General features: G+C 65.5%; 23 protein-coding genes. 16 read left to right on the forward strand and 7 right to left on the reverse strand.

Annotation, left to right across the window (positions count from 1 at the left end; translation table 11 throughout):
- Nucleotides 1-5: 5 nt before the first annotated feature.
- Nucleotides 6-1,223, reverse strand: coding sequence for an MFS transporter (locus GYB81_RS14575; protein ID WP_161867878.1), 1,218 nt, complete (start codon nucleotides 1,221-1,223; stop codon nucleotides 6-8).
- Nucleotides 1,224-1,328: 105 nt separating this feature from the next.
- Here GYB81_RS14575 and GYB81_RS14580 point away from each other — a divergent pair, with 105 nt between their 5' ends.
- The gene (locus GYB81_RS14580) at nucleotides 1,329-2,102 is read left to right on the forward strand and encodes an AraC family transcriptional regulator (protein ID WP_161867877.1); all 774 of its coding nucleotides are present in this window, start codon (nucleotides 1,329-1,331) and stop codon (nucleotides 2,100-2,102) included.
- 147 nt (nucleotides 2,103-2,249) lie between these two features.
- Here the strand turns inward: GYB81_RS14580 and GYB81_RS14585 are convergent, their stop codons facing one another.
- Entirely contained in the window at nucleotides 2,250-3,161 is a 912-nt protein-coding gene (locus GYB81_RS14585) for a LysR family transcriptional regulator (RefSeq protein ID WP_161867876.1), read from the reverse strand.
- Between the two features lie 101 nt (nucleotides 3,162-3,262).
- Here GYB81_RS14585 and GYB81_RS14590 point away from each other — a divergent pair, with 101 nt between their 5' ends.
- The 5 genes from GYB81_RS14590 to modC all read left to right on the forward strand — a co-directional run bounded on the left by GYB81_RS14590 (nucleotide 3,263) and on the right by modC (nucleotide 9,333).
- Nucleotides 3,263-4,192 (forward strand): DMT family transporter, encoded by a 930-nt coding sequence (locus GYB81_RS14590; protein ID WP_161867875.1) that lies wholly within the window; start codon nucleotides 3,263-3,265, stop codon nucleotides 4,190-4,192.
- A 195-nt stretch (nucleotides 4,193-4,387) separates the two neighbouring features.
- Nucleotides 4,388-6,475, forward strand: coding sequence for a putative bifunctional diguanylate cyclase/phosphodiesterase (locus tag GYB81_RS14595; protein WP_233787582.1), 2,088 nt, complete (start codon nucleotides 4,388-4,390; stop codon nucleotides 6,473-6,475).
- Nucleotides 6,476-6,727: 252 nt separating this feature from the next.
- Nucleotides 6,728-7,483, forward strand: coding sequence for a molybdate ABC transporter substrate-binding protein (gene modA, locus GYB81_RS14600; protein WP_161867874.1), 756 nt, complete (start codon nucleotides 6,728-6,730; stop codon nucleotides 7,481-7,483).
- A gap of 45 nt (nucleotides 7,484-7,528) precedes the next feature.
- Entirely contained in the window at nucleotides 7,529-8,209 is a 681-nt protein-coding gene (modB, locus tag GYB81_RS14605) for a molybdate ABC transporter permease subunit (RefSeq protein ID WP_161867873.1), read from the forward strand.
- Entirely contained in the window at nucleotides 8,209-9,333 is a 1,125-nt protein-coding gene (gene modC, locus GYB81_RS14610; protein ID WP_161867872.1) for a molybdenum ABC transporter ATP-binding protein, read from the forward strand. Before modB ends, modC begins: the two co-directional genes overlap by 1 nt.
- A 56-nt stretch (nucleotides 9,334-9,389) precedes the next feature.
- On the opposite strand, the gene GYB81_RS14615 is transcribed toward modC, so the two are convergent.
- Together GYB81_RS14615 and GYB81_RS14620 are read right to left on the reverse strand one after the other, a co-directional pair.
- Complete coding sequence (locus tag GYB81_RS14615) at nucleotides 9,390-10,214, reverse strand: sigma 54-interacting transcriptional regulator (protein WP_161867871.1); 825 nt, start codon at nucleotides 10,212-10,214, stop codon at nucleotides 9,390-9,392.
- A gap of 113 nt (nucleotides 10,215-10,327) precedes the next feature.
- The gene (locus tag GYB81_RS14620) at nucleotides 10,328-10,909 is read right to left on the reverse strand and encodes an RBBP9/YdeN family alpha/beta hydrolase (protein ID WP_161867870.1); all 582 of its coding nucleotides are present in this window, start codon (nucleotides 10,907-10,909) and stop codon (nucleotides 10,328-10,330) included.
- A gap of 244 nt (nucleotides 10,910-11,153) precedes the next feature.
- Between GYB81_RS14620 and oscA the strand changes: the two genes are divergently transcribed.
- The 5 genes from oscA (at nucleotide 11,154) to GYB81_RS14645 (ending at nucleotide 15,252) form a co-directional block, all read left to right on the forward strand.
- Nucleotides 11,154-11,333 carry a sulfur starvation response protein OscA gene (oscA, locus tag GYB81_RS14625; RefSeq protein WP_161867869.1) on the forward strand — a complete coding sequence of 60 codons (180 nt, stop codon included), beginning with the start codon at nucleotides 11,154-11,156 and terminating at the stop codon, nucleotides 11,331-11,333.
- Nucleotides 11,334-11,421: 88 nt separating this feature from the next.
- Nucleotides 11,422-12,423 (forward strand): sulfate ABC transporter substrate-binding protein, encoded by a 1,002-nt coding sequence (locus GYB81_RS14630; protein ID WP_161867868.1) that lies wholly within the window; start codon nucleotides 11,422-11,424, stop codon nucleotides 12,421-12,423.
- 99 nt (nucleotides 12,424-12,522) lie between these two features.
- Nucleotides 12,523-13,335 (forward strand): sulfate ABC transporter permease subunit CysT, encoded by an 813-nt coding sequence (gene cysT / locus GYB81_RS14635; RefSeq protein ID WP_161867867.1) that lies wholly within the window; start codon nucleotides 12,523-12,525, stop codon nucleotides 13,333-13,335.
- 10 nt (nucleotides 13,336-13,345) lie between these two features.
- Nucleotides 13,346-14,212, forward strand: coding sequence for a sulfate ABC transporter permease subunit CysW (cysW, locus tag GYB81_RS14640; protein ID WP_161867866.1), 867 nt, complete (start codon nucleotides 13,346-13,348; stop codon nucleotides 14,210-14,212).
- Between the two features lie 47 nt (nucleotides 14,213-14,259).
- Nucleotides 14,260-15,252, forward strand: a complete 993-nt coding sequence (locus GYB81_RS14645; protein ID WP_161867865.1) for a sulfate/molybdate ABC transporter ATP-binding protein — start codon at nucleotides 14,260-14,262, stop codon at nucleotides 15,250-15,252.
- A 181-nt stretch (nucleotides 15,253-15,433) separates the two neighbouring features.
- Here GYB81_RS14645 and GYB81_RS14650 read toward each other — a convergent pair whose 3' ends face one another.
- A complete protein-coding gene (locus GYB81_RS14650; protein WP_161867864.1) occupies nucleotides 15,434-16,126 on the reverse strand; it encodes an ArsR/SmtB family transcription factor in 693 nt (230 codons plus the stop codon).
- 85 nt (nucleotides 16,127-16,211) lie between these two features.
- Here GYB81_RS14650 and GYB81_RS14655 point away from each other — a divergent pair, with 85 nt between their 5' ends.
- Nucleotides 16,212-16,571 carry an antibiotic biosynthesis monooxygenase family protein gene (locus tag GYB81_RS14655; protein ID WP_161867905.1) on the forward strand — a complete coding sequence of 120 codons (360 nt, stop codon included), beginning with the start codon at nucleotides 16,212-16,214 and terminating at the stop codon, nucleotides 16,569-16,571.
- Complete coding sequence (locus tag GYB81_RS14660; protein WP_161867863.1) at nucleotides 16,568-17,305, forward strand: sulfite exporter TauE/SafE family protein; 738 nt, start codon at nucleotides 16,568-16,570, stop codon at nucleotides 17,303-17,305. The genes GYB81_RS14655 and GYB81_RS14660 overlap by 4 nt, the downstream gene beginning before the upstream one ends.
- A gap of 10 nt (nucleotides 17,306-17,315) precedes the next feature.
- On the opposite strand, the gene GYB81_RS14665 is transcribed toward GYB81_RS14660, so the two are convergent.
- A complete protein-coding gene (locus GYB81_RS14665) occupies nucleotides 17,316-17,717 on the reverse strand; it encodes a hypothetical protein (protein ID WP_161867862.1) in 402 nt (133 codons plus the stop codon).
- Nucleotides 17,718-17,839: 122 nt separating this feature from the next.
- Here GYB81_RS14665 and GYB81_RS14670 point away from each other — a divergent pair, with 122 nt between their 5' ends.
- A complete protein-coding gene (locus GYB81_RS14670) occupies nucleotides 17,840-18,628 on the forward strand; it encodes an MmyB family transcriptional regulator (RefSeq protein ID WP_161867861.1) in 789 nt (262 codons plus the stop codon).
- Nucleotides 18,629-18,758: 130 nt separating this feature from the next.
- The gene (locus GYB81_RS14675) at nucleotides 18,759-19,505 is read left to right on the forward strand and encodes a hypothetical protein (RefSeq protein WP_161867860.1); all 747 of its coding nucleotides are present in this window, start codon (nucleotides 18,759-18,761) and stop codon (nucleotides 19,503-19,505) included.
- A 177-nt stretch (nucleotides 19,506-19,682) separates the two neighbouring features.
- Here GYB81_RS14675 and GYB81_RS14680 read toward each other — a convergent pair whose 3' ends face one another.
- Nucleotides 19,683-20,207 carry an Mpo1 family 2-hydroxy fatty acid dioxygenase gene (locus tag GYB81_RS14680; protein WP_161867859.1) on the reverse strand — a complete coding sequence of 175 codons (525 nt, stop codon included), beginning with the start codon at nucleotides 20,205-20,207 and terminating at the stop codon, nucleotides 19,683-19,685.
- Nucleotides 20,208-20,315: 108 nt separating this feature from the next.
- On the opposite strand from GYB81_RS14680, the gene GYB81_RS14685 reads away from it, so the two are divergent.
- Nucleotides 20,316-20,999: a Crp/Fnr family transcriptional regulator gene (locus GYB81_RS14685; RefSeq protein ID WP_161867858.1), complete on the forward strand. Its 684-nt coding sequence runs from the start codon at nucleotides 20,316-20,318 to the stop codon at nucleotides 20,997-20,999.
- Nucleotides 21,000-21,038: the final 39 nt, after the last annotated feature.

Raw genomic sequence — 21,038 nt, forward strand, 5'->3', positions numbered from 1 at the left:
GCTAATTAGTGCTTCTTGAGCGACGGCAACAGCGCGGTCAGGATGCCGAGCAAGGGCAGGAAAGAGCAGATCAGGAACACCTCCTCGATGCCGTGAATGTCCGCCAGGTAGCCCAGCAGCGCCCCGCCGATGCCACCGAAGCCGAACATCAGGCCGAAGAACAGTCCGGCGATCATGCCGACGTTGCCCGGCATCAGCTCCTGGGCGAAGACCACGATGGCGGAGAACGCCGAGGCGAGGATGAAGCCGATCAGCATGCTCAGCACGCCCGTCCAGAACAGGTCGACGTGCGGCAGCAGCAGGGAGAACGGCGCCACGCCGAGGATGGAGAACCAGATCACCTGCTTGCGCCCGATGCGATCGCCGATCGGCCCGCCGAAGAAGGTGCCGGCGGCCACCGCTCCGAGGAAGAGAAACAGGTAGAGCTGCGAACTGGCCACCGACAGGTCGAACTTCTCGATCAGGAAGAAGGTGAAGTAGCTGGTGAAACTGGCCATGTAGAAGTATTTGGAGAACACCAGCAACGCCAGGATCAGCAGGGCGAACTTCACCCGCCCGGCCGACAGGCCGTGAGTGGCCGCGCTGCCCTGCTTGAGCTTGAACAGCGTCAGGTGGTGGCGATACCAGCGGCTCAGGCCGTACAGCACGACGATGGCGAAGGCGGCGAACAGGCCGAACCAGGCGACGTTGCCCTGGCCGTAGGGAATGATGATCGCCGCCGCCAGCAGCGGGCCGAAGGCGGTGCCGGCATTGCCGCCGACCTGGAAGGTGGACTGTGCCAGGCCGTAGCGCCCGCCCGAGGCCAGGCGAGCGATGCGCGACGCCTCGGGGTGGAAGGTCGAGGAGCCGATGCCCACCAACGCCGAAGCCAGGAGGATAGCCGGGAAGCTGCCAACGAAAGCCAGCATGAGGATGCCGACCAGGGTGCACAGCGAGCCGGCCGGCAGCAGCCAGGGCTTGGGATGGCGGTCGGTGTGATAGCCCACCCAGGGCTGCAGCAGCGAGGCGGTTAGCTGGAAGGTCAGGGTGATCAGGCCGATCTGGGCGAAGCTCAGGCCGTAGTTGAGCTTGAGCATCGGGTAGATGGCGGGCAAAACCGCCTGGATCAGGTCGTTGATCAGGTGCGCCAGGGCGCAGGCGCCGATCACGCGCATCACCAAGGTATTGGCCTGGCTGACGGGCGAGGCGCCGGCCAGGGAGGTAGCGGCGGGGCTGCTGGACATGTTTGAAACTTCCGAACCAGTTGAGGAACGGCGCTATGCTAGGCTCCGCCCTGTCGCCTGTCTCACGAAGAAAAGGCAGCTACCCTCGCAAAAAAGGCACCAAGCATGCGTCTCCCTGATAAGCGGCTGGCCGAGATCGATGCCGCGCCCTGGCTGGTCAGCAGCAGCGCCACCGATTACCCGCTCAACGCCGTCATCGAGCCGCACTCGCACCGCAACAAGCATCAGTTGATCTACGCCATCTCCGGTGTAATGGTGGTGACCTCGGCAATGAACCAGTGGACGGTGCCGCCCAGCCGGGGAATCTGGATGCCGTGCGGCCAGGTGCATGCGATCCGCTGCGTCGGCAGCGTGAAGATGCGCAGCATGTTCGTGCGCCCCGACAGCCTGCCGGACATGCCCGACGAGTGCCGCGCCGTGGCCATCTCGCCGCTGCTGAGCGAACTGATCCGCGCCGCCGTGGACATCACCCAGCCCTACGTCGATGACTCGCGCGAAGCGCGGGTAATGCGCCTGATCCTCGATGAGCTGCGCATCCTGCCGACCCTGCCGCTGCATCTGCCGCAGCCGGCCGACCCGCGCATCCAGCCGATCTGTTCAACGCTGCAGGACAACCCCGGCGACGCCTCCACCCTGGCCAACTGGAGCGCCCGCCTGGGCCTGGACGAGAAAACCATCCAGCGCCTGTTCCAGAAGGGCACCGGCATGACCTTCGGCCAGTGGCGCCAGCAGGCGCGCCTGCTGCTGGCGCTGGAGCGCATCGCCCTAGGCGAGAAGATCATCGACATCGCCGGCGAGCTGGGTTACGACAGCCCCAGCGCCTTCACCACCATGTTCAAGAAGCAGTTCGGCCTGACGCCCAGCCAGTTCTTCAAGTGATGCGCGGTGGGCGGTTCTTGAGCGGCGATTGTCGCGGCTGAAGCCCCTCCCACATCACATGTGTCAACGCCGGAGCGCAGTTGGTCAAGCCGTGGGAGGCGCTTTAGCGGCGATCGTTCTATCGCGGCTGAAGCCGCTCCTACCGAATCAAAAGCGCCGGCTGTCGGCGGATGGTCGCTCGGGCGAGAGATAGCTGACCAGTTGCCGCGCATGAGATGACAGCGCCTCCCAGCTGCGCACGCACAGACGCAGCTCACGGGTGGCCCAGACATCCTCCAGCATCACCACCGCCACCGGCAGCTCCTGGGCGAAACGGGTCGCGGCCACCTCGGGCAACATCGCCACGCCGACGCCCTGCGCCACCAGTTGGGCGATGGCATCGAAGCTCGGTGCACGCACGCGCACCTTGAGCGGTAAGGCGTTGCGCACCGCCATATATTCGATGAAGCGCTGCATCGCGCGCTCGGCCGGCAGGCAGACGAAGGAGAAGTTCAGCGCGCTGCGCAGTGACGCCGGACGCTGCCCGATCAGCGCGTGCCCCTGGGGCACCAGCAGCACCAGGCGGTCGTTGCGAAACGGCAGTGACAGCAGGCCATCGGTGGGCAGGTTGCCGTCGTACACGCCGATATCGATGCCGCCATCCCTGATCGCATGCAGCACATCCTTGCTGTTGTACTCGGCCAGCTGCAGATCCACCTCCGGGTAATCGGCCAGAAACGGCCCGAGCGCCGCTGGCAGAAAGGTACTGTTGGCCACGGTGGAAGCCGCCAGGCGTAGCGTGATGCGCCGCTCGCCCTTGAGCTCCTGCAGGGTATCGCTGAGCTGGCGGGCCTCCTTCAGCACGCCCTGGCAGGCCTCAAGCACCAGCCGCCCGGCAGGGGTCAGGCTCATGCCATCGCTGCTACGCAGGAACAGCGTCAAGCCGCAGCGCTCCTCGAACAGGCGCAGGCGGGTGCTGGCCGCCGACACGGCGACAGGAAAGGTGGCCGCCGCCTTGCTCAGGCTGCCGGTGGCGGCAATCGCCGCGATCAGGCGCAGGTCGGGCAGATCGAAATGCATGAGCCTTCTCCAGATCAGAAAGCTGTCTTCGTGAAATTGCGATTCTTGCCGGGTGGCTTTCCACGCAGAATAACAGCTCGATCCCTAGCGCAGCCTTGATCATGAATGCACTGACCGCCTCGTACCGTCGCAGCCTGGACAGCGGCGTGCTGTTCGCCGTGCTCTCTGCCACCGGTTTCAGCCTGAAAGCCGTGTTCGTCAAACTCGCATACGCCGCGGCGCCGGTGGATGCCGTCACGGTGCTGAGTCTGCGCATGGGCCTGGCGCTGCCGCTGTTCGCCTGGCTGCTGTGGCTGAGCCGGGGCACCACGCAAACGCGCTTGTCGGCGAAGGACTGGGCGCACGTTCTGTTGCTGGGGATGTTCGGTTACTACCTGTCGAGCCTGTTCGATTTCTATGGCCTGCAGTACATCAGCGCCGGACTGGAGCGGCTGATCCTGTTCACCTACCCGACGCTGGTGGTGCTGTTGCAGATGCTGGCGATGGGTGAGCGACCAGGGCCGCGTACCTTCCTGGCCATGGGACTGTGCTACCTGGGCCTGGGCATCGCCCTGGTGCATGACATCCGCGTCGAGGGCGACAGCGAGCAGATCCTGCTGGGTGCGGCCTGGGTGTTCGCCAGCGCGGTGACCTACGCCCTGTATTACCTGGGCACCGGCGTGGTGATTCGCCGGGTCGGCTCGATGCGCCTCGCGGGGCTGGCCGGAGGCGCCTCGGCGGTCATGGTGCTGGTGCATTACGGCCTAACCCGCGACCCCGCGCATTTGCTCAACCTGCCGGCGGCGGTATGGCTGCACGGCTCGCTAATGGCGCTGCTGTCGACGGTGCTGCCGATCTACTGGATGGCACTGGCCGTGCAGCGCATGGGCGCCAGTCACGCCGCGCTATTCGGCAACCTGGGCCCGGTGCTGACCCTGTTCGCCGCCTGGGCGTTGCTCGGCGAAGCCATCACCCTGTACCAGATCGGCGGGCTGGCACTGGTGCTGCTTGGCGTCTCGCGCCTGTCGGCGGGCAAGCACAAGGCGCGCTGACCGGCGCACCTCCAGGCCACGCACCAGAAGCCTCGGTGCCTGCGCCTGGCTGGCAAAACACCGTCCATGCGGGCAAACTTTCCAGCAGCCCGCCTCTGAACGATCTACTGTGCAAACCCCGGGCTGCGTCCAGCCAGGACGGCAGATACGCAGGCCCGAACCTGCGTCGCTATTCTTCACGCAGGTACCGTTGCAATGCCGCCTATCGATCTCAATTCCGACACGATGTATCGCCTGCTGGTACAGAGCGTGGTGGATTACGCCATCTACCTGCTCAGCCCGGAGGGCGTGGTCACCAACTGGAATGCCGGCGCGCAACGTGCCAAGGGCTACCAGGCCTCGGAAATCGTCGGCCAGCATTTTTCGGTGTTCTACAGCGAGGAGGAGCGCAAGGCCGGTGTGCCGCAAAGGGGCCTGGAGCAGGCGCGCGAAACCGGTCGTTTCGAAGCCACCGGCTGGCGGCGACGCAAGGATGGCTCGTCATTCTGGGCGCATGTGATCATCGATGCGGTGCGCGACGAGGATGGCCGGTTGATCGGCTTCGCCAAGATCACCCGCGACATCACCGAACGCCGCCGCCACGAGCAGGAGTTGCTCAAGGCCAAGGAGCTGGCAGAAAGCTACAGCGAGGAAATGCGCAAGTTGTCGCGCTTCCTCGATTCGGTAATCGGCAATATCCCTGCCAGCCTGATCGTCCGCAATCTCCACAGCGGCGAGATCCTGCTGGCCAATCCGCAGGCTGAACGCCTGTTCGGCTGCGATGCTCAGACGATGATCGGCCAGCATCCTCGTGCCTGCCTGGCGCCGGACATAGCCCGTTATATCGATATGCAGACCGAGCAGGGCGCACGCAGCGACAGCGCCCAGCCGACCGAAGAGTGTCTGCAAACACCCTCAGGGGCACGTACGCTGCGTACCCGTGTGGTAGTCAGCGAGAGCGAAGCAGACCAGAGCGGCTATGTGCTGATGATCGCGGAAGATGTTACCGACGAGCTGGCCGCGCATGCCCAGATCCACCACATGGCGCATCACGATGCGCTGACCGGGCTGGCCAACCGCACCCTGTTCGCCGAGCGCCTGCACGAGGCGCTAGCCGAAAGCAGCGTCGGGCGATCGCTGGTCGGCGTGCTGTGTCTGGACTTGGACAATTTCAAGAACATCAACGACGCCCTCGGCCATGCCTTCGGCGATCGCCTGCTGCGTTCGCTGGCGGCGCGGCTCAAGGGCACCCTGCGCGATCAAGACACCCTGGCCCGGCTCGGCGGCGACGAATTTGCCGTGGTCCTGCGCCATCTGGAGCACGCCGAAGATGCCCATCGCACCGCCCAGCGCCTGATCGATGTGGTGGCGCCGGCCTTTCTCATCGACGATCACAGTTTCACCGTCGGCCTGAGCATCGGCGTAGCCATCGCGCCGCACGACCATGACAGCGCAGACCAGCTGCTGCGCTATGCCGACATGGCGCTGTATGAAGCCAAGCGCAACGGGCGCAATCGCTTCGAATACTTTCACCCGGAACTGGACGCCGCCGCACGGCGTCGGCGCACCATGGAAACGGACTTGCGCACGGCCCTGCACCTGGGTCAGCTGCAGCTGCATTATCAGCCGATCATCGACCAGCAGAGCGAACACATCTCCGGCTATGAGGCGCTGATGCGCTGGCACCATCCGCTCAACGGCCTGGTGATGCCCATGGACTTCATTCCACTGGCCGAGGAAACCGGGCTGATCAACGAGATAGGCGCACGCGCGCTCAACCTGGCCTGCCAGGAAGCGGCCAGCTGGGGCACCGAGCAGACGGTGGCAGTCAACCTGTCACCCGCGCAATTCAGAAACGCTGAGCTGGTGCACATCGTGGCACTGGCGCTGCAGGATTCCGGCCTGGCGCCGCAGCGCCTGGAACTGGAGATCACCGAGTCCGTGCTGCTCGACAACAGCGAAGGCAATATCGAAACGCTCAAGCGCCTCAAGGCCCTGGGGGTGACCATCGCACTGGACGACTTCGGCACCGGCTATTCGTCGCTGAGCTACCTGCGCTCGTTCGCCTTCGACCGCATCAAGATCGACAAATCGTTCATCAACGACATGGTCCACAGCCCCGAAGCGATGTCCATCGTGCGCGCCATCACCGGCATGAGCAGCAGCCTGCAGATCAAGACCACCGCCGAGGGCGTGGAAACCGAAGAGCAGCTCGAGCAACTCAAGGCCCAGGGCTGCTCTCACTTCCAGGGTTTCCTGTTCGGCCATCCCGTGCCGGCGAGCGAGCGCAAGCAGGAGCCGTGACATTCGCGCAAACTCCAACGGAAGAACCGCGCCCGTAGCCGAGAAGCAACGTGCCAAGTTGCCGGGCTTCTCCACCAAGGCAATCCTCAGCCTGACCTAGCCCACGAACCTGCGCATTTTCAGTCTCGCACGTGGATACCCTCCCGGCCTGCCAGACAAACGCTATATACAAAATAATATAACGAGGTAGGATTGCCGCATTCAGCCTGCTGCCCGGGCCGAGTGCTCGCCTAAAAACGACAGGGAATCCACATGCTCAAGCCTCTCAAGCGCAGCCTGCTCGCCCTTGGCCTGCTGTTCGCCGGCGGCGCCTTCGCTGGCGAAGTCAAGGTTGCGGTAGCCGCCAACTTCACCGCGCCGGTCCAGGCCATCGCGCCTGCATTCGAGAAAGCCACCGGGCACAAGCTGGTGGCTTCCTTCGGCGCTACCGGGCAGTTCTACGCACAGATCAACAACGGTGCGCCATTCGATGTGCTGCTCAGCGCCGACGACACCACGCCGGCCAGGCTGGAGCGTGAAGGAGCGACCGCTCCGGGCTCGCGCTTTACCTATGCCATCGGCAGCCTGGTGCTGTGGTCGGCCGACGCCGCCTACCTCGACGGTACGGACGCGGCGCTGCAGGCCGGCCAGTTCAGGCACCTGTCCATTGCCAACCCGAAGGCCGCCCCCTACGGCCTGGCCGCAACGCAGGTGCTGGACAAGCTGGGCCTCAGCGAAGCGGTGAAAGCCAAGCTGGTCGAGGGCCAGAACATCACCCAGGCGCACCAGTTCGTCTCCACCGGTAATGCCGAGCTGGGCTTCGTTGCGCTGTCGCAGGTGTACAAGGACGGCAAGCTCGGCAGCGGCTCGGCCTGGATCGTGCCAGACGCCATGTACGAGCCGATCCGGCAGGATGCGGTGATCCTCAAGCACGGCGCGGGCAACCCGGCCGCGGCAGCGCTGGTCGAGTACCTGCAGGGCCCGGAAGCAGCCAGGGTGATCGAATCCTTCGGCTATAAACTGCCCTAGCCCGGATTGCATCCGGGCTACATTCGCCACTTCCGGAATCCCTGCATGCCGCTGTCCAAGAACGACCTCGACGCCATTCTCCTGACCCTGGAGCTGGCCTCGCTGACCACCGTGCTGCTGCTGATCATTGGCACGCCCATCGCGCTGTGGCTGACCCGCACCGACTCCTGGCTCAAGCGCCCGGTCGGCGCCATCGTCGCATTGCCGCTGGTGCTGCCGCCGACGGTGATCGGCTTCTACCTGCTGGTGAGCATGGGCCCCAACGGTTTCTTCGGTCAGCTGACGCAGAGTCTCGGCCTTGGCACCTTCACCTTCAGCTTCACCGGCCTGGTGATCGGTTCGATCTTCTACTCCCTGCCCTTCGTCGTGCAGCCCTTGCAGAACGCCTTCGAGGCCATCGGCCGCGGCCCGCTTGAGGCCGCCGCGACCCTGCGCGCCAACCCTTGGGATACGTTCTTCAGCGTGGTGCTGCCGCTGGCCCGCCCGGGATTCGTCACCGCCGCGATCCTGGCCTTCGCCCATACGGTCGGTGAGTTCGGCGTGGTGCTGATGATCGGCGGCAATATCCCCGGCAAGACCCAGGTGGTGTCGGTGCAGATCTACAACCACGTGGAGACCCTGAACTACGCCCAGGCGCACTGGCTGGCCGGCGGCATGGTGGCGTTCTCCTTCATCGTCCTGCTGGCGCTATACGGCGGCCGCAGCACCAGGGTGAGGGCGCTGTGATGTTCGGATTCGGCAAGGCCAAGGCGCCTGTCGTCAGTGACGACGGGCGTATCCGCGCACGCTTCGTGCTGCAGCGCGCCGAGTTTCGCCTGGATGTGAATCTCGACCTGCCGGCGCGGGGCGTCAGCGCCCTGTTCGGTCATTCCGGCTCGGGCAAGACCAGTTGCCTGCGCTGCTTCGCCGGGCTGGAGCGCCCGCAGCAGGGCTACCTGCAGGTGGCCGGCGAACTCTGGCAGGACAGCGGGCGCGGCTGCTTTCTGCCGGCGCACCAGCGCGCCATCGGCTACGTGTTCCAGGACGCCAACCTGTTCCCGCACCTGAGCGTGCGCGGCAATCTGCAGTACGGGCAGAAACGCATCCCGGACGCGCAGCGCAGGGTCGCGCTGGATCAGGCGCTGGAGTTGCTGGGCATCGGCCATCTGCTCGAGCGTATGCCGTCAGCGCTGTCCGGTGGCGAACGGCAGCGCGTCGGCATCGCCCGCGCCCTGGTGACCAGCCCGCGCCTGCTGCTGATGGACGAGCCGCTGGCCTCGCTGGATCTCAAGCGCAAGCAGGAAGTGCTGCCCTACCTGCAGCGCCTGCACGAGGAGCTGGACATTCCCGTGCTTTACGTCAGCCACGCCCCAGACGAAGTGGCGCGCCTGGCCGATCACCTGGTGCTGCTCGACGACGGCCAGGTGCGCGCCAGCGGCCCGCTCAAGGAAACCCTGCTGCGCGCCGACCTGCCCTTCGCCAGCGATGAGGATGCCGAGGCGGTGATCGACGGCGAGGTCTGCGGCCATGCTGCCGCCTATGACCTGCTGGAACTTCGACTGCCCGGCAGCGAGGCGCGCCTGCGCCTGCCTCACGCGGTATTGCCCAACGGCCATCCGGTGCGGGTGAAGATCAAGGCACGCGACGTCAGCCTCAGCCTGCAACGCGCCGAGGGCAGCAGCCTGCTCAACCTGCTGCCGGCGACGGTGGAAAGCTGGCAGGCGCTCGATGCGCAGATGCTGCTGACCTTGCGCCTGGGCGAGCAACGCCTGCTGGCGCGGATCACCCGCTATTCCTTCGATCAGCTGGACATTCATGCCGGCCAGGCGCTGTGGGCGCAGATCAAGTCGGTGTCGCTGCTGGCGCCTTAGGGTGCGCCGAGTACACGCAGATGCCGCAGGTTCGTAGCGGATGCAATCCGGGGCGATTACACGCTCCCAGGCAACTCCAGATGCTCCGGTCCGATTTCGCCGTTGCCGGCCAATAGCAGGCCGAAGTGGATGACGTTCTCCAGCTCGCGTGTATTGCCCGGCCAGCGGTGCGACTCCAGCACGGCCTGCGCCGCCGGGCTGATCGGCGGGATGGCCAGGCCCAGGCGCGAGGCGTGGATGCCGAGGAAGTACTCAGCCAGCGGCAGGATGTCGCCGACCCGCTGGCGCAGCGCCGGGAACAGCAGCTGACCGTCGCACAGGTAGGCGTACAGGCGCTCATCAAAGGTGCCGGCGGCCACCGCGCGGGCCAGATCGATGCTGCTCGCCGCCACCAGGCGCACATCCACCGGCAGGGCCTGGCTGGCGCCGACGCGATACACCTCGCGGGTTTCCAGCGCGGCCAGCAGCTTGCTCTGCAACGGGCGCGAAAGATCGGCGATTTCGTCCAGGTACAGCGTGCCGCCATTGGCCGAACCGAACCAGCCGGCGCGGCTGCTGGCGGCCCCGACATGGGCGCCGCCGACATGGCCGAACAGCTCGGCCTCGCCCCATTGCGGGCTGATCGCCGCGCAGCTCAGTGCGACGAACAGGCCGCCGCGCTCGCTCTGCCGGTGGATGTAGCGCGCCAGCAACTCCTTGCCGGTGCCGGTCTCGCCAAGGATCAGCAGCGGCTGACCATTGCCCGCCAGCGCCTCGGCGCGTTCGCGCAACTGACGTGAACGCGGGTCGACGAACACCAGCGCCTTGGCCCGAATGCTCAGCGGGCTCTTGTCCGAATCGGCGAAGGTCAGCGGCGCCGGGAAGTCGGGTGCAAAGCTCATGACGTGCAGCTCCAAGGCCGCGCCTCGGTAGACGCAGCCCGTAGTCGAGTAAAAAAGAGCGGGCGGCTGCCTGGCCCGTTCCCGCTCCGAAAAAGTTCGCCCCGAGGGGACGCTCAGGCGCGCAGGCGCGTCTGCTGTTCAATGCGACTCTGCAGGCGATACAGATAGCCGAAGCCCTGCTCCCAATGGTGGTGCCCGGACTTCACGTTGATATGCCCGACCCCGCTCAGAATCGCCGCCTCGCTACCCCAGGCACGCGCCAGCTCCAGGGCACGCAGGGCGCTGGCCGCCGCATCGTTGTCGGAGCCCACCAGCAGGCTGGGAAAGGGCAGCAGATCGCGCGGCATCGGTGCGAAATTCTGCAGTGGTGCGGGGCAGCCCGGGCGCTCGACATCGGCCGGCGCCACCAGCAGGGCGCCGCGTACGCGACGCAGCAGATCGATCGGTGCCTGCGCCGCCCAGTGGGCGACGGTGACGCAGCCCAGGCTATGGGCGATCAGGATGGCAGGGCGCGGGTCGGCGGCCACGGCGCGGTTCAGTTCGCTCACCCAGTCGGCGCGCCCTGGATGGAGCCAGTCGGCCTGCTCCACGCGCGAGCTGTTCGGCAGGCTGCGCTGCCAGTGGCTCTGCCAGTGTTCCTCGGGCGAGCCCTGCCAGCCCGGCAGGATCAGATAACGGATTGCTTCGCTGCCCATGACGGCGCCTCCTTGAATCGAATGGCGTCAGTCTAAGCAGCTCAAATCAAATACAAAAAGAATAAGAATTTCTTTGCTTATTCCATTAGATCATCCATGCCACGCAGTATTTATATTTCCAAAAGGCATATAAATGTTCTTAAACAATATTTTTAAGAATATTTCGGTCTCTCTACTATCCGCTCCACGCCAGCGTCGGCACTCGTTACGCCGCCGTGGCGACCTGTTCATAAGGAGCCTGGAAATGACCGCGACGCTGAGAAACCTCGAAGGCCAGGATGAAGCCAGCATCCTGCACGAGATCCAGACCGCCCTGCATGGCCTGAAATTCGGCTCGGTGGAGATCACCGTACACAACGGCCAGGTGGTGCAGATCGAGCGCAAGGAAAAGATCCGCCTGCAACAACCGAACACCAAGAACTAACCATGCTGCAGCCCGACTGGACCACCAGAGGGCCACAACCCCAACGCCTCCGCCAACACAAGAACCTATCCAGTCCAGGAGCTGCACCATGTCCATTCGCCGTTTCGCTCTGGCCGCGCTGGCCAGCACCCTGATCGCCGGCCCGGCCATCGCCCAGCCGCTGCTCAACGTGTCCTACGACCCGACCCGCGAGCTGTACGCCGAGTACAACGCCGCCTTCAACAAATTCTGGCAAGCGCAAGGCAACCCGGCCGTCGCCATCCAGCAGTCCCATGGTGGCTCGGGCAAGCAGGCCCGCGCAGTGATCGATGGCCTGCGCGCCGACGTGGTGACTCTGGCACTGTCCGGCGACATCGACGCGCTGAACCTCAACCAGCAATTGATCGACCCGAACTGGCAGGCACGCCTGCCGGACAACAGCACGCCCTACACCTCGACCATCGTGTTCCTGGTACGCAAGGGCAACCCGAAAGGCATCAAGGACTGGGATGACCTGGTCAAAGACGGCGTGGAGGTCATCACCCCGAACCCGAAAACCTCCGGCGGCGCACGCTGGAACTTCCTCGCCGCCTGGGCCTACGCCCGCGAGAAGTTCGGCAGCGAAGACAAAGCCCTGGAGTTCGTCACCGAGCTGTACCGCCACGCCCCGGTGCTGGATACCGGCGCCCGTGGCGCGACCATCAGCTTCGTCCAGCGTGGCCTGGGTGACGTGTTGCTGGCCTGGGAAAACGAAGCCTATCTGTCGCTGGCCGAAGAAGGCGGCGACCAGCTGGAGATCGTCACCCCGTCGCTGTCGATCCTTGCCGAGCCGCCGGTAGCGGTGGTCGACGCCAACGTCGAGCGCAAGGGCACCCGAGCCCTGGCCGAGGCTTACCTGAAACATCTGTACAGCGAAGAAGGCCAGCGCATCGCCGCGAAGAACTTCTATCGCCCACGCAACGAAAAGGTCGCAGCCGAGTTCAAGGACCAGTTCCAGGACCTCAAGCTGGTGACCATCGACAAGGACTTCGGCGGCTGGAAACAGGCCCAGCCCAAGTACTTCGACGACGGCGGCGTGTTCGACCAGATCTTCAGCAAGATCAACCAGTAGCAGCGGAATTCATTCGCGATTGCCTCGCGAGATTCGCCACTGGAGCCGCGCCTGCTGGGCGCGGCTCCCGATCGCTGTCTTTGGGTAAAAGGACACTCCATGTCTCGTCGCATTTCCCCGGTCATACCCGGCTTCGGGCTGACCCTGGGCTACACCATCACCTACCTGGCGTTGATCGTGCTGATTCCGCTGGGGGCGATGTTCCTCTTCTCGCTGCAACTGACCGGCGAACAGTGGTGGGCATTGCTGAACAACCGCCAGCTGCAGTTCTCGCTGAAACTCTCGTTCGGCACCGCACTGGCCGCCGCCCTGCTCAATGGCATTCTCGGCACCATCATCGCCTGGGTGCTGGTGCGCTACACCTTCCCCGGCCGACGCATCATCGACGCCATGGTCGACATGCCGTTCGCCCTGCCCACGGCCGTGGCCGGCATCGCCCTGACCGCGCTGTATGCGCCAACCGGCCTGATCGGCTCGCTGTTCCCCTTCAAGATCGCCTACACCCCGCTGGGCATCACCCTGGCGCTGGTGTTCGTCACCCTGCCGTTCGTGGTGCGCACGTTGCAGCCGGTACTGGCCGACATTCCCAGGGAAGTCGAGGAGGCGGCAGTCTGCCTGGGCGCCAAGCCGCTGCAGGTGTTCCGCCACATCTTGCTGCCGAGCCTGCTGCCCGCCTGGCTGACCGGCTTCGCGCTGGCCTTCGCCCGCGGCGTCGGCGAGTACGGCTCGGTGGTGTTCATCGCCGGCAACATCCCGCTGAAGACCGAGATCCTGCCGCTGCTGATCGTGTCCAAACTCGACCAGTACGACTATCCGGGCGCCACCGCCATCGGCGTGATCATGCTGGTGGTGTCGTTCCTCCTGCTGCTGCTGATCAACATCCTGCAGCGCCGCATCCAGCCGCAACTCTGAGGAGCCCGTCATGAGCCTTGCAACCCTTGGCCAGAGCGCGGCTGCGCGCCCGGCCAGCCGCTCCGTCGGCGCCATCGTCCTGATCGTCATCGCCTGGGCGGTGTTCGCCGCGATTCTCGTATTGCCGCTGTACATGGTGGTGACCCAGGGCCTGAGCCGCGGCCTGGAATTCTTCTGGGAGGCGATCAGCGAGCCGGACGCCATCTCGGCGCTGAAACTCACCCTGCTGGCGACCGCCATCTCGGTACCGCTGAACCTGGTGTTCGGCCTCGCCGCGGCCTGGGCGGTGACCAAGTTCGAGTTCCGCGGCAAGAGCATCCTGATCACCCTGATCGACATGCCCTTCTCGGTATCGCCCGTGGTCGCCGGCCTGATCTACGTGCTGCTGTTCGGCTCGCAGAGCGTGCTCGCACCGTATCTCGACTCGCACGACCTGCAGATCGTCTACGCCGTGCCCGGCATCGTCCTGGCCACCATCTTCGTCACCTTCCCCTTCGTCGCCCGTGAGCTGATCCCGCTGATGGAGGAACAGGGCACCACCGAGGAAGAGGCCGCACGCCTGCTCGGTGCCAACGGCTGGCAGATGTTCTGGCATGTCACGCTGCCTAACGTAAAATGGGCGCTGATCTACGGCGTGGTGCTGTGCACCGCCCGTGCGATGGGCGAATTCGGCGCAGTTTCGGTGGTTTCCGGACATATCCGCGGTTACACCAACACCCTGCCGCTGCATATCGAGATTCTCTACAACGAGTACAACATCGTCGCGGCCTTCAGCGTGGCGATCCTGCTGCTCGTCATGGCCCTGGTGGTGCTGCTGCTTCGCCAATGGAGCGAAGCGCGCCTGACCCGCCAGTTGCAAGCCAACCGAGAAGACTGACCGCCGTAGCGCCGCCAGCAGGCGGCCCGGCCCACGGAGCATTAGCCATGAGTATCGAAGTCAAAGGCGTCAACAAGCAGTTCGGCCAGTTCAAGGCGCTGAACGAAATCAACCTGAGCATCCAGAGCGGCGAGCTGGTCGCCCTGCTCGGCCCGTCCGGCTGCGGCAAGACCACCCTGCTGCGCATCATCGCCGGCCTGGAAACCCCGGACAGCGGCAGCATCGGCTTCCATGGCGAGGACGTGTCCGAGCACGACGTGCGTGATCGCAACGTCGGCTTCGTGTTCCAGCATTACGCGCTGTTCCGCCACATGACGGTGTTCGACAACGTTGCCTTCGGCCTGCGCATGAAGCCCAAGCGCGAGCGCCCGAGCGAAGAGGTGATCAAGCAGAAGGTGCACGAGCTGCTCAACCTGGTGCAGCTCGACTGGCTCGGCGACCGCTATCCGGAGCAGCTCTCCGGCGGCCAGCGCCAGCGTATCGCCCTGGCCCGCGCCCTGGCGGTGGAGCCCAAGGTGTTGCTGCTCGACGAACCCTTCGGCGCACTGGATGCGAAGGTGCGCAAGGAACTGCGCCGCTGGCTGGCGCGCCTGCACGAGGAAGTGCACCTGACCAGCGTGTTCGTGACCCACGACCAGGAAGAAGCCATGGAAGTGGCCGACCGCATCGTGGTGATGAACAAGGGCGTGATCGAGCAGATCGGCACCCCGGCCGAGGTTTACGAGCATCCGGCCAATGACTTCGTCTACCACTTCCTCGGTGACGCCAACCGCCTCTACGTCGGCAGCGACCACCACGTGCTGTTCCGCCCGCACGAGGTCGACCTGCGCACCGAGCCGGCCGCCGATCACCAGGCTGGCGAAGTGCGCGATATCCGCCTGCTCGGCGCCATTACCCGCATCACCCTCAAGGTCGAAGGTCAGGACGAGCTGATCGAGGCCGAGGTGGCCAAGGACCACGTCAGCCTGGACAACCTCGCCCGCGGCACCACCCTGTATTTCAAACCCAAGGGCGGCAAGCCGGTGAGCGCCCAGGCCTAAGGCCACACCCGTAGGAGTCGCGCCCCGCGACGAAAAGCTTCGCCCCGGGGCGGGGCTCCTACGCGGTGATGCATTGGCATCCCTTGGTAGCAGGCGCAAGGTGGGCTTCAGCCCACCGAAACTGCGTTCAACCTTTGTTGGGTGGGCTAAAGCAGATCGCCGCCCGGCCTGCCCTACGAAACTACAGAGCCGCGATCGCCATGATCGCCCTGCGCCCCTGCGGGGAAACCTGCAGCGCACGCGAATCCTTGCTGCGCCGCAGCCAGCCCTCGCCTTCGCACAGGTTCAGCAACGCCGCACCGAGTGCGCCGCCCAGATGCGGCTTGCGCTCGCTCCAGTCCGGGCAGGCGCACAAACGCTGGCGGCGCTGACGGCCTACCTGCTGCAGATCGATACCCAGCGCCTGCAGCCCCTGCTCGCCGCTTGCGGTCAGTTTCAGCGCACCGCCCGCCTCGCTCAGCCAGTTGGCGGCGCGCATGCGTGCGAACACCCCGACCGCCAGCTCGCCGGCCAGATGGTCATAGCAGGTACGCGCCTCGCGCATGGGCTGAGGCGTGCCGCGCGAGGTCGGTATAGCGCGAGCTTGCCGGGGCTGTGCAGCCAGTGCGGCACTGGCCAGCGCCTCCACCAGTTGCCCGACCTCCGGCCCGGCCAGGCGGTAATAGCGATTGCGCCCATGCCGCTGCTGCGCCAGCAGGCCGCCCTCCACCAGCCTGGCCAGGTGCGCGCTGGTCGACGAAGGCGACAGCCCCGCCAGCAAGGCCAGCTCGCCGGCCGGCCGCGCACTGCCATCCATCAGTGCCCAGACCATGGCAGCACGCCCGGCATCGGCGAGCAGGGCGGCGATCGAACTGAATCCCGGTGCGTATTCCATAGTTCACCTCATGACGAAACATGGTGTGCAGCAAATGTGGATACTGACAGGCAACTTCAGCCAGAGCCAGCCAGGGAGAAAGCCGATGCTCGCCGTGATCTTCGAAGTCGAGACCAAGCCGGACCAACGACAGGACTATCTCGACCTCGCCGCAGAGCTGCGCCCGCTGCTCGCCGAACAGCCGGGTTTCATCTCCATCGAGCGCTTCCAGAGCCTGACCCAGCCGGGGAAGATCCTGTCGTTGTCGTTCTGGCAGGACGAAGCCTCGGTCCAGGCCTGGCGCCAGCGTGATGAACACCGACGCGCACAGACGGCAGGACGCGAGGAGGTCTTCAGTCACTATCGGTTGCGCGTGGCCCAGGTGCTGCGCGATTACGACCTGAATGAGCGCGAACAGGCACCGGCCGACAGCCGCGCGATCCACCAACAGGGGGCGGCGCAATGACCGACCACCTGCCGCTGATCCTCGTCACCTTTCTGCTCGCCGGCATGGTCAAGGGCGTGGTCGGCCTTGGTCTGCCGACCATCGCCGTCGGTCTGCTCGGCCTGGTGATGGCGCCACTGCAGGCCGCTGCGCTGCTGATCATCCCGTCGATGGTGACCAACATCTGGCAACTGTGTGACGGCCGCAGCCCGCTGCCGATGGCACGCCGTCTGTGGCCGATGCTGCTGGGCATCCTCTGCGGCACGTTGCTGGTCGCCGGCCTGCTGCAGAGCCTCGACCTGCCCGGAGCAACCCGCTGGCTGGGCGCAGCCCTGGTGCTCTACGCACTGCTCGGCCTGGCCAGGGTGCACTTTCGCGTGGAGCGGGCCAAGGAAGCGTGGTTAGGCCCGGTGATCGGCGCCATCACCGGTGCGATCACCGCGGTAACCGGCGTTTTCGTGATTCCCGCCGTACCCTATCTGCAGGCCATCGGCCTGGAGAAAGACGACCTGGTGCAGGCCCTGGGGCTGTCGTTCAGCGTCTCCACCCTGGCCCTGGCGGCAGCGCTCGGTCACAGCGGTGAACTGCTGCAACCGGCGGTGCTCGGGCTGTCTGCCCTGGCCCTGCTGCCTGCCCTGCTGGGTATGGCCGCCGGCCAGTGGCTGCGCAAGCGCATCAGTGCGGAGCGCTTCAAACGCTGGTTCTTCATCGGCCTGTTGCTGCTCGGCGCCGAGCTGGCGTTACGCGGCCTCTGAGCCGACCTCATCAGGCCACGGCAGCCTGCGAGTGCTTGAGGCCGAACCATTGCAGTTCGGCCAGCAGCCCGACCGCCAAAGCCTGAGCGATGACGAAGGCATGGCCGAACAGGTTCGGCGACACCCATCCCACCACCAGCAACAGCAGGCTGTCGACCACCCAGACGACGTTGACTGCAATCACCGCCCAGATCGCCTGACGGCTGATTTCGGCGCGGTTGGCCAGCCACACCAGCATCGCCGCGAAGGGCAGCAACGCGCTGCCGGCGACCAGCAACAGCAGACGCGGCAGTTCGAGGAAGGCGCCCAGCCAGCCGGCCGCCAGTACCAGCAGCAGGCCGGTGAAACCGCTGAGCAGGCCATCGATCAGAAGAGCGTTACGTAGCATCGGGGAAGGTTGCAGTGTGTTCATGGCGAATCCTCCATAAGGGCACCGGAGTGGTGCCTGGCCTACAGATTTCGCCGAAACCGGCAGCGCGTCGATTACCTGCCAGGTAATGGCTGACATGACCTGGCTGGACTATCGTGCAGGCCATGAACAGCCAATCCCAGACCGCCGGCGCCCTGTTGCGCCAGTGGCGCCAGCGGCGCCGCCTGAGCCAGCTCGACCTCGCCTGCGAGGCCGAGATTTCCACGCGTCATCTGAGCTTCGTCGAAACCGGACGCGCCCAGCCCAGCCGCGACATGCTGCTGCACCTGGCGGAACAGCTGGACATGCCCCTGCGCGAACGCAACCGCCTGCTCGCCGCCGCCGGCTTCGCCCCGCTGTACAGCCAGCACGACCTGGCCGACCCGGCGCTGGCACCGGCGCGCCAGGCCATCGAGCAATTGCTCAAGGCCCATGAGCCCTATCCGGCCCTGGCCATCGACCGCCAGTGGAACCTGCTGGCCGCCAACGCGGCAGCCACCGCCTTCCTCGCCGGCATGCCAGACTTTTTGCTCGGCCCACCGCTCAACGTGATGCGCCTGTCGCTGCACCCCGAAGGCCTGGCTCCGCGCATCGCCAACCTGGCGCTGTGGCGCGCGCACCTGCTGATGCGCCTGCAGCGCGACGCGGAGATCAGCGGCGACGAAACCCTGTTCGACCTGCTCGATGAGTTGCGCGGCTACCCGGCGCCGGCCGAAGTCCCTGCGCCACCGAGCGACGCCGTGCTGGTACCGCTGCAACTGCACAGCGAACAGGGCGTGCTCAGCCTGATCAGCACCATCACGGTGTTCGGCACACCGAATGACGTGACCCTCGCCGAACTGGCACTGGAGACCTTCTTCCCCGCCGACGCCTTCACCGCCGAGTACCTGCGCAATCTGATGAAAGGCCCCTGAACGGTGGCGATTTCCGACGAAATCACTCTTTCGGGTCATGCTCCGCTACGCTTGGCGCAGTAGTCTTGGCCGTGCGTCGTTGACGCTGCCAATGCATACCTGCTCAAAACAATAACAAGGAGCACCCCGGATGCGCTGTAAAGCACTGTTGCGTCATGCTTTTCTCTGGTCGCTCGGACTCTTCGTCGGACTTTCGCCCGTGGCCTTCGCCGAAGCCGTCAGCCCGCAAGAACAGATACAGATACACGCCAGCCGCGCCACCGGCAGCCTGATGCTGTTACGTGGTGAAGGTTTCCAGAAGACTCATCAGCAGCGCCTGGAAGCCGATCTGGCCGCTCTGGCCGGCGCCATGCAGAGCCTGCCGCAGGGCAGCGCCGAACTGGCAAGCGCCCATCAGGCCCTCGTTACCCAATTGCGCAACGGTGTTTCCTATGGCCCCGGTGACGAGAACGTGCCCTGGCGCTTTCCCGAAGACCTCAGCCGTGCCCTGCGCGACTTTCTCAGCGCGGCCCGCGCATTGCCCGGCGCCGAGGGGCAAAGCGAGCTGGCGGCGAAGGTCGAGTACCTCAGCGTGCAGTACCTCAGCCGTTCCTATCTGGGCACCTTCGAGATCGCCCGCGAGCAGCCCGGCACCTACCTCGGCCAGGACGAACGTCTGCTGTTGCCGGCCATCGACAGCGAGCTACAGGCGCTCAAGGAGCAATCCGATCCGCAGGTGAGCAAGTTGCAGACGCGCTGGAGCTATCTGCGCGCCGCGCTGGCCGACATGAACAGCCAGAGCAACACGCTGCAAAGCGTTTCCGGCCGCCCCTTCGCGCCCATCACAGTGGATCGCCATGCGCGCTCGATGACGACCCAGTGGATGGCGATGTACTAGAAAGGCTCGCGGCTAAAGCCCCTCCCACAGTCTCTCGAGCTTGTGGGGGGACTTCAGCCGCGCTCCGGCGATTTCGTAGGAGCCGCGCCCCGCGGCGAATCGTGCCGACAACGCCAATCGGGCACCACGGCGATGATCGTTTCGCGCCGGGGCGGCGCTCCTACAGCTAGGACAGAGTCAGGCCAGCGCTTTCTTCTCGCGAATGCAGGTCGGCCCGGCGATTTCCACCACGGCGTGCTCGACTTCCTTGCGCAAGCCGAGCAGAAAGGCCAGTTCAGCGACCACGAACAGCGGGCCGACTACCAGCCCCATGATGTCGTCGACAAACGCCGGCTTGCGCCCTTCGTAGTAGTGGCCGATGAACTGGATGATCCAGCCGACCACGAACAGACCGATGCCGGCTGACAGCCACAGCGCGGTGGAGGCGCTCGCCAGGCCGGCTCCAGCCCACAGGCACAGCCCCAGCAGCAGCGTCATGAGCAAACCGAAGCGGGTATCCAGGCGCAGGTAGAACACGGCAGCGGCCAGGGCAGTAAGGGTGGCAGGCGCCAGCCAGAGGCCGGCGAGCTCGAAGCCCGGGCGCGACAGCAGCACGGCGACGGCCAGCACGATCATCGGGATACCGATGAAATGGCTGGCGATGTTGCGTCGGTCGCGGTGGTAGGCGGCATACTGCGCCAGGTGATCGACGAGGGTTTTCATTGTTATCGTCCTCATGTGTGAAACAGGCCAAAGCATGATCACCTCGCCGCGACCCGACGCACTGTCGGCTAGCCGACAATGGCGCCGCGCAACCTCACAGGAGCCGTAATGCCCGAACCCCGCCGCTACGTCAGCCAGCTGAGCCAGGGCCACTGGTTCGCCGCACTGCCCCAGGCGTTGAGTCAGAGCCTGCTGGACATGGCCCAGGTGCAGCGCCTGGACGCCGGCCAGCGGCTGTTTCGCCGTGGCGACAAACCCAGCGGGCTGTATGCGGTGGTGGAAGGTGCGGTGCGCGTCGGCGCCGTCAGCGAGAACGGCAAGGAGGCGCTGCTGACACTGGTCGAGCCGCCCTACTGGTTCGGCGAGATTTCCCTGTTCGATGGCCTGCCGCGCACCCACGATGCCTTCGCCGAAAGCCCCAGCACCCTGCTGCTGTTGCCCCAGCACGAATTGCTCGCGCTGCTCGAGCGCCAGCCGCAGTACTGGCGCGACTTCGCCCTGCTGATGAGCCACAAGCTGCGCCTGGCCTTCATCGCCTTGGAAGACATGAGCCTGCTGCCCGCCGCGCCACGCCTGGCCCGACGCCTGCTGCTGATCGCCGAGAACTACGGCGAAAGCGAACCACGCCGGGTGCTGCACCTGGCCCAGGAACAGCTGGCGCTGATGCTCTCGCTGTCGCGCCAGACCACCAACCAGATCCTCAAGGACCTGCAGGCGCAAGGCGTGGTCCAGCTGACCTACGGCGAAATCGAGATTCTCGACTTCGAGCGCCTGCGCCAGCTGGCCTCCTGAACTGCTGGCGCCCTGCCACTGTCCAAGGCCTGTATTTTC

Source organism: Pseudomonas yangonensis (assembly GCF_009932725.1).
Lineage (GTDB): Bacteria > Pseudomonadota > Gammaproteobacteria > Pseudomonadales > Pseudomonadaceae > Aquipseudomonas > Aquipseudomonas yangonensis.

What these genes read in the sequence shown, in the direction of transcription:
- GYB81_RS14575 (WP_161867878.1), bottom strand. Translation starts at nt 1,223, where the DNA reads ATGTCCAGCAGCCCCGCCGCTACCTCCCTGGCCGGCGCCTCGCCCGTC.
- GYB81_RS14580 (WP_161867877.1), top strand. Translation starts at nt 1,329, where the DNA reads ATGCGTCTCCCTGATAAGCGGCTGGCCGAGATCGATGCCGCGCCCTGG.
- GYB81_RS14585 (WP_161867876.1), bottom strand. Translation starts at nt 3,161, where the DNA reads ATGCATTTCGATCTGCCCGACCTGCGCCTGATCGCGGCGATTGCCGCC.
- GYB81_RS14590 (WP_161867875.1), top strand. Translation starts at nt 3,263, where the DNA reads ATGAATGCACTGACCGCCTCGTACCGTCGCAGCCTGGACAGCGGCGTG.
- GYB81_RS14595 (WP_233787582.1), top strand. Translation starts at nt 4,388, where the DNA reads ATGCCGCCTATCGATCTCAATTCCGACACGATGTATCGCCTGCTGGTA.
- modA (WP_161867874.1), top strand. Translation starts at nt 6,728, where the DNA reads ATGCTCAAGCCTCTCAAGCGCAGCCTGCTCGCCCTTGGCCTGCTGTTC.
- modB (WP_161867873.1), top strand. Translation starts at nt 7,529, where the DNA reads ATGCCGCTGTCCAAGAACGACCTCGACGCCATTCTCCTGACCCTGGAG.
- modC (WP_161867872.1), top strand. Translation starts at nt 8,209, where the DNA reads ATGTTCGGATTCGGCAAGGCCAAGGCGCCTGTCGTCAGTGACGACGGG.
- GYB81_RS14615 (WP_161867871.1), bottom strand. Translation starts at nt 10,214, where the DNA reads ATGAGCTTTGCACCCGACTTCCCGGCGCCGCTGACCTTCGCCGATTCG.
- GYB81_RS14620 (WP_161867870.1), bottom strand. Translation starts at nt 10,909, where the DNA reads ATGGGCAGCGAAGCAATCCGTTATCTGATCCTGCCGGGCTGGCAGGGC.
- oscA (WP_161867869.1), top strand. Translation starts at nt 11,154, where the DNA reads ATGACCGCGACGCTGAGAAACCTCGAAGGCCAGGATGAAGCCAGCATC.
- GYB81_RS14630 (WP_161867868.1), top strand. Translation starts at nt 11,422, where the DNA reads ATGTCCATTCGCCGTTTCGCTCTGGCCGCGCTGGCCAGCACCCTGATC.
- cysT (WP_161867867.1), top strand. Translation starts at nt 12,523, where the DNA reads ATGTCTCGTCGCATTTCCCCGGTCATACCCGGCTTCGGGCTGACCCTG.
- cysW (WP_161867866.1), top strand. Translation starts at nt 13,346, where the DNA reads ATGAGCCTTGCAACCCTTGGCCAGAGCGCGGCTGCGCGCCCGGCCAGC.
- GYB81_RS14645 (WP_161867865.1), top strand. Translation starts at nt 14,260, where the DNA reads ATGAGTATCGAAGTCAAAGGCGTCAACAAGCAGTTCGGCCAGTTCAAG.
- GYB81_RS14650 (WP_161867864.1), bottom strand. Translation starts at nt 16,126, where the DNA reads ATGGAATACGCACCGGGATTCAGTTCGATCGCCGCCCTGCTCGCCGAT.
- GYB81_RS14655 (WP_161867905.1), top strand. Translation starts at nt 16,212, where the DNA reads ATGCTCGCCGTGATCTTCGAAGTCGAGACCAAGCCGGACCAACGACAG.
- GYB81_RS14660 (WP_161867863.1), top strand. Translation starts at nt 16,568, where the DNA reads ATGACCGACCACCTGCCGCTGATCCTCGTCACCTTTCTGCTCGCCGGC.
- GYB81_RS14665 (WP_161867862.1), bottom strand. Translation starts at nt 17,717, where the DNA reads ATGAACACACTGCAACCTTCCCCGATGCTACGTAACGCTCTTCTGATC.
- GYB81_RS14670 (WP_161867861.1), top strand. Translation starts at nt 17,840, where the DNA reads ATGAACAGCCAATCCCAGACCGCCGGCGCCCTGTTGCGCCAGTGGCGC.
- GYB81_RS14675 (WP_161867860.1), top strand. Translation starts at nt 18,759, where the DNA reads ATGCGCTGTAAAGCACTGTTGCGTCATGCTTTTCTCTGGTCGCTCGGA.
- GYB81_RS14680 (WP_161867859.1), bottom strand. Translation starts at nt 20,207, where the DNA reads ATGAAAACCCTCGTCGATCACCTGGCGCAGTATGCCGCCTACCACCGC.
- GYB81_RS14685 (WP_161867858.1), top strand. Translation starts at nt 20,316, where the DNA reads ATGCCCGAACCCCGCCGCTACGTCAGCCAGCTGAGCCAGGGCCACTGG.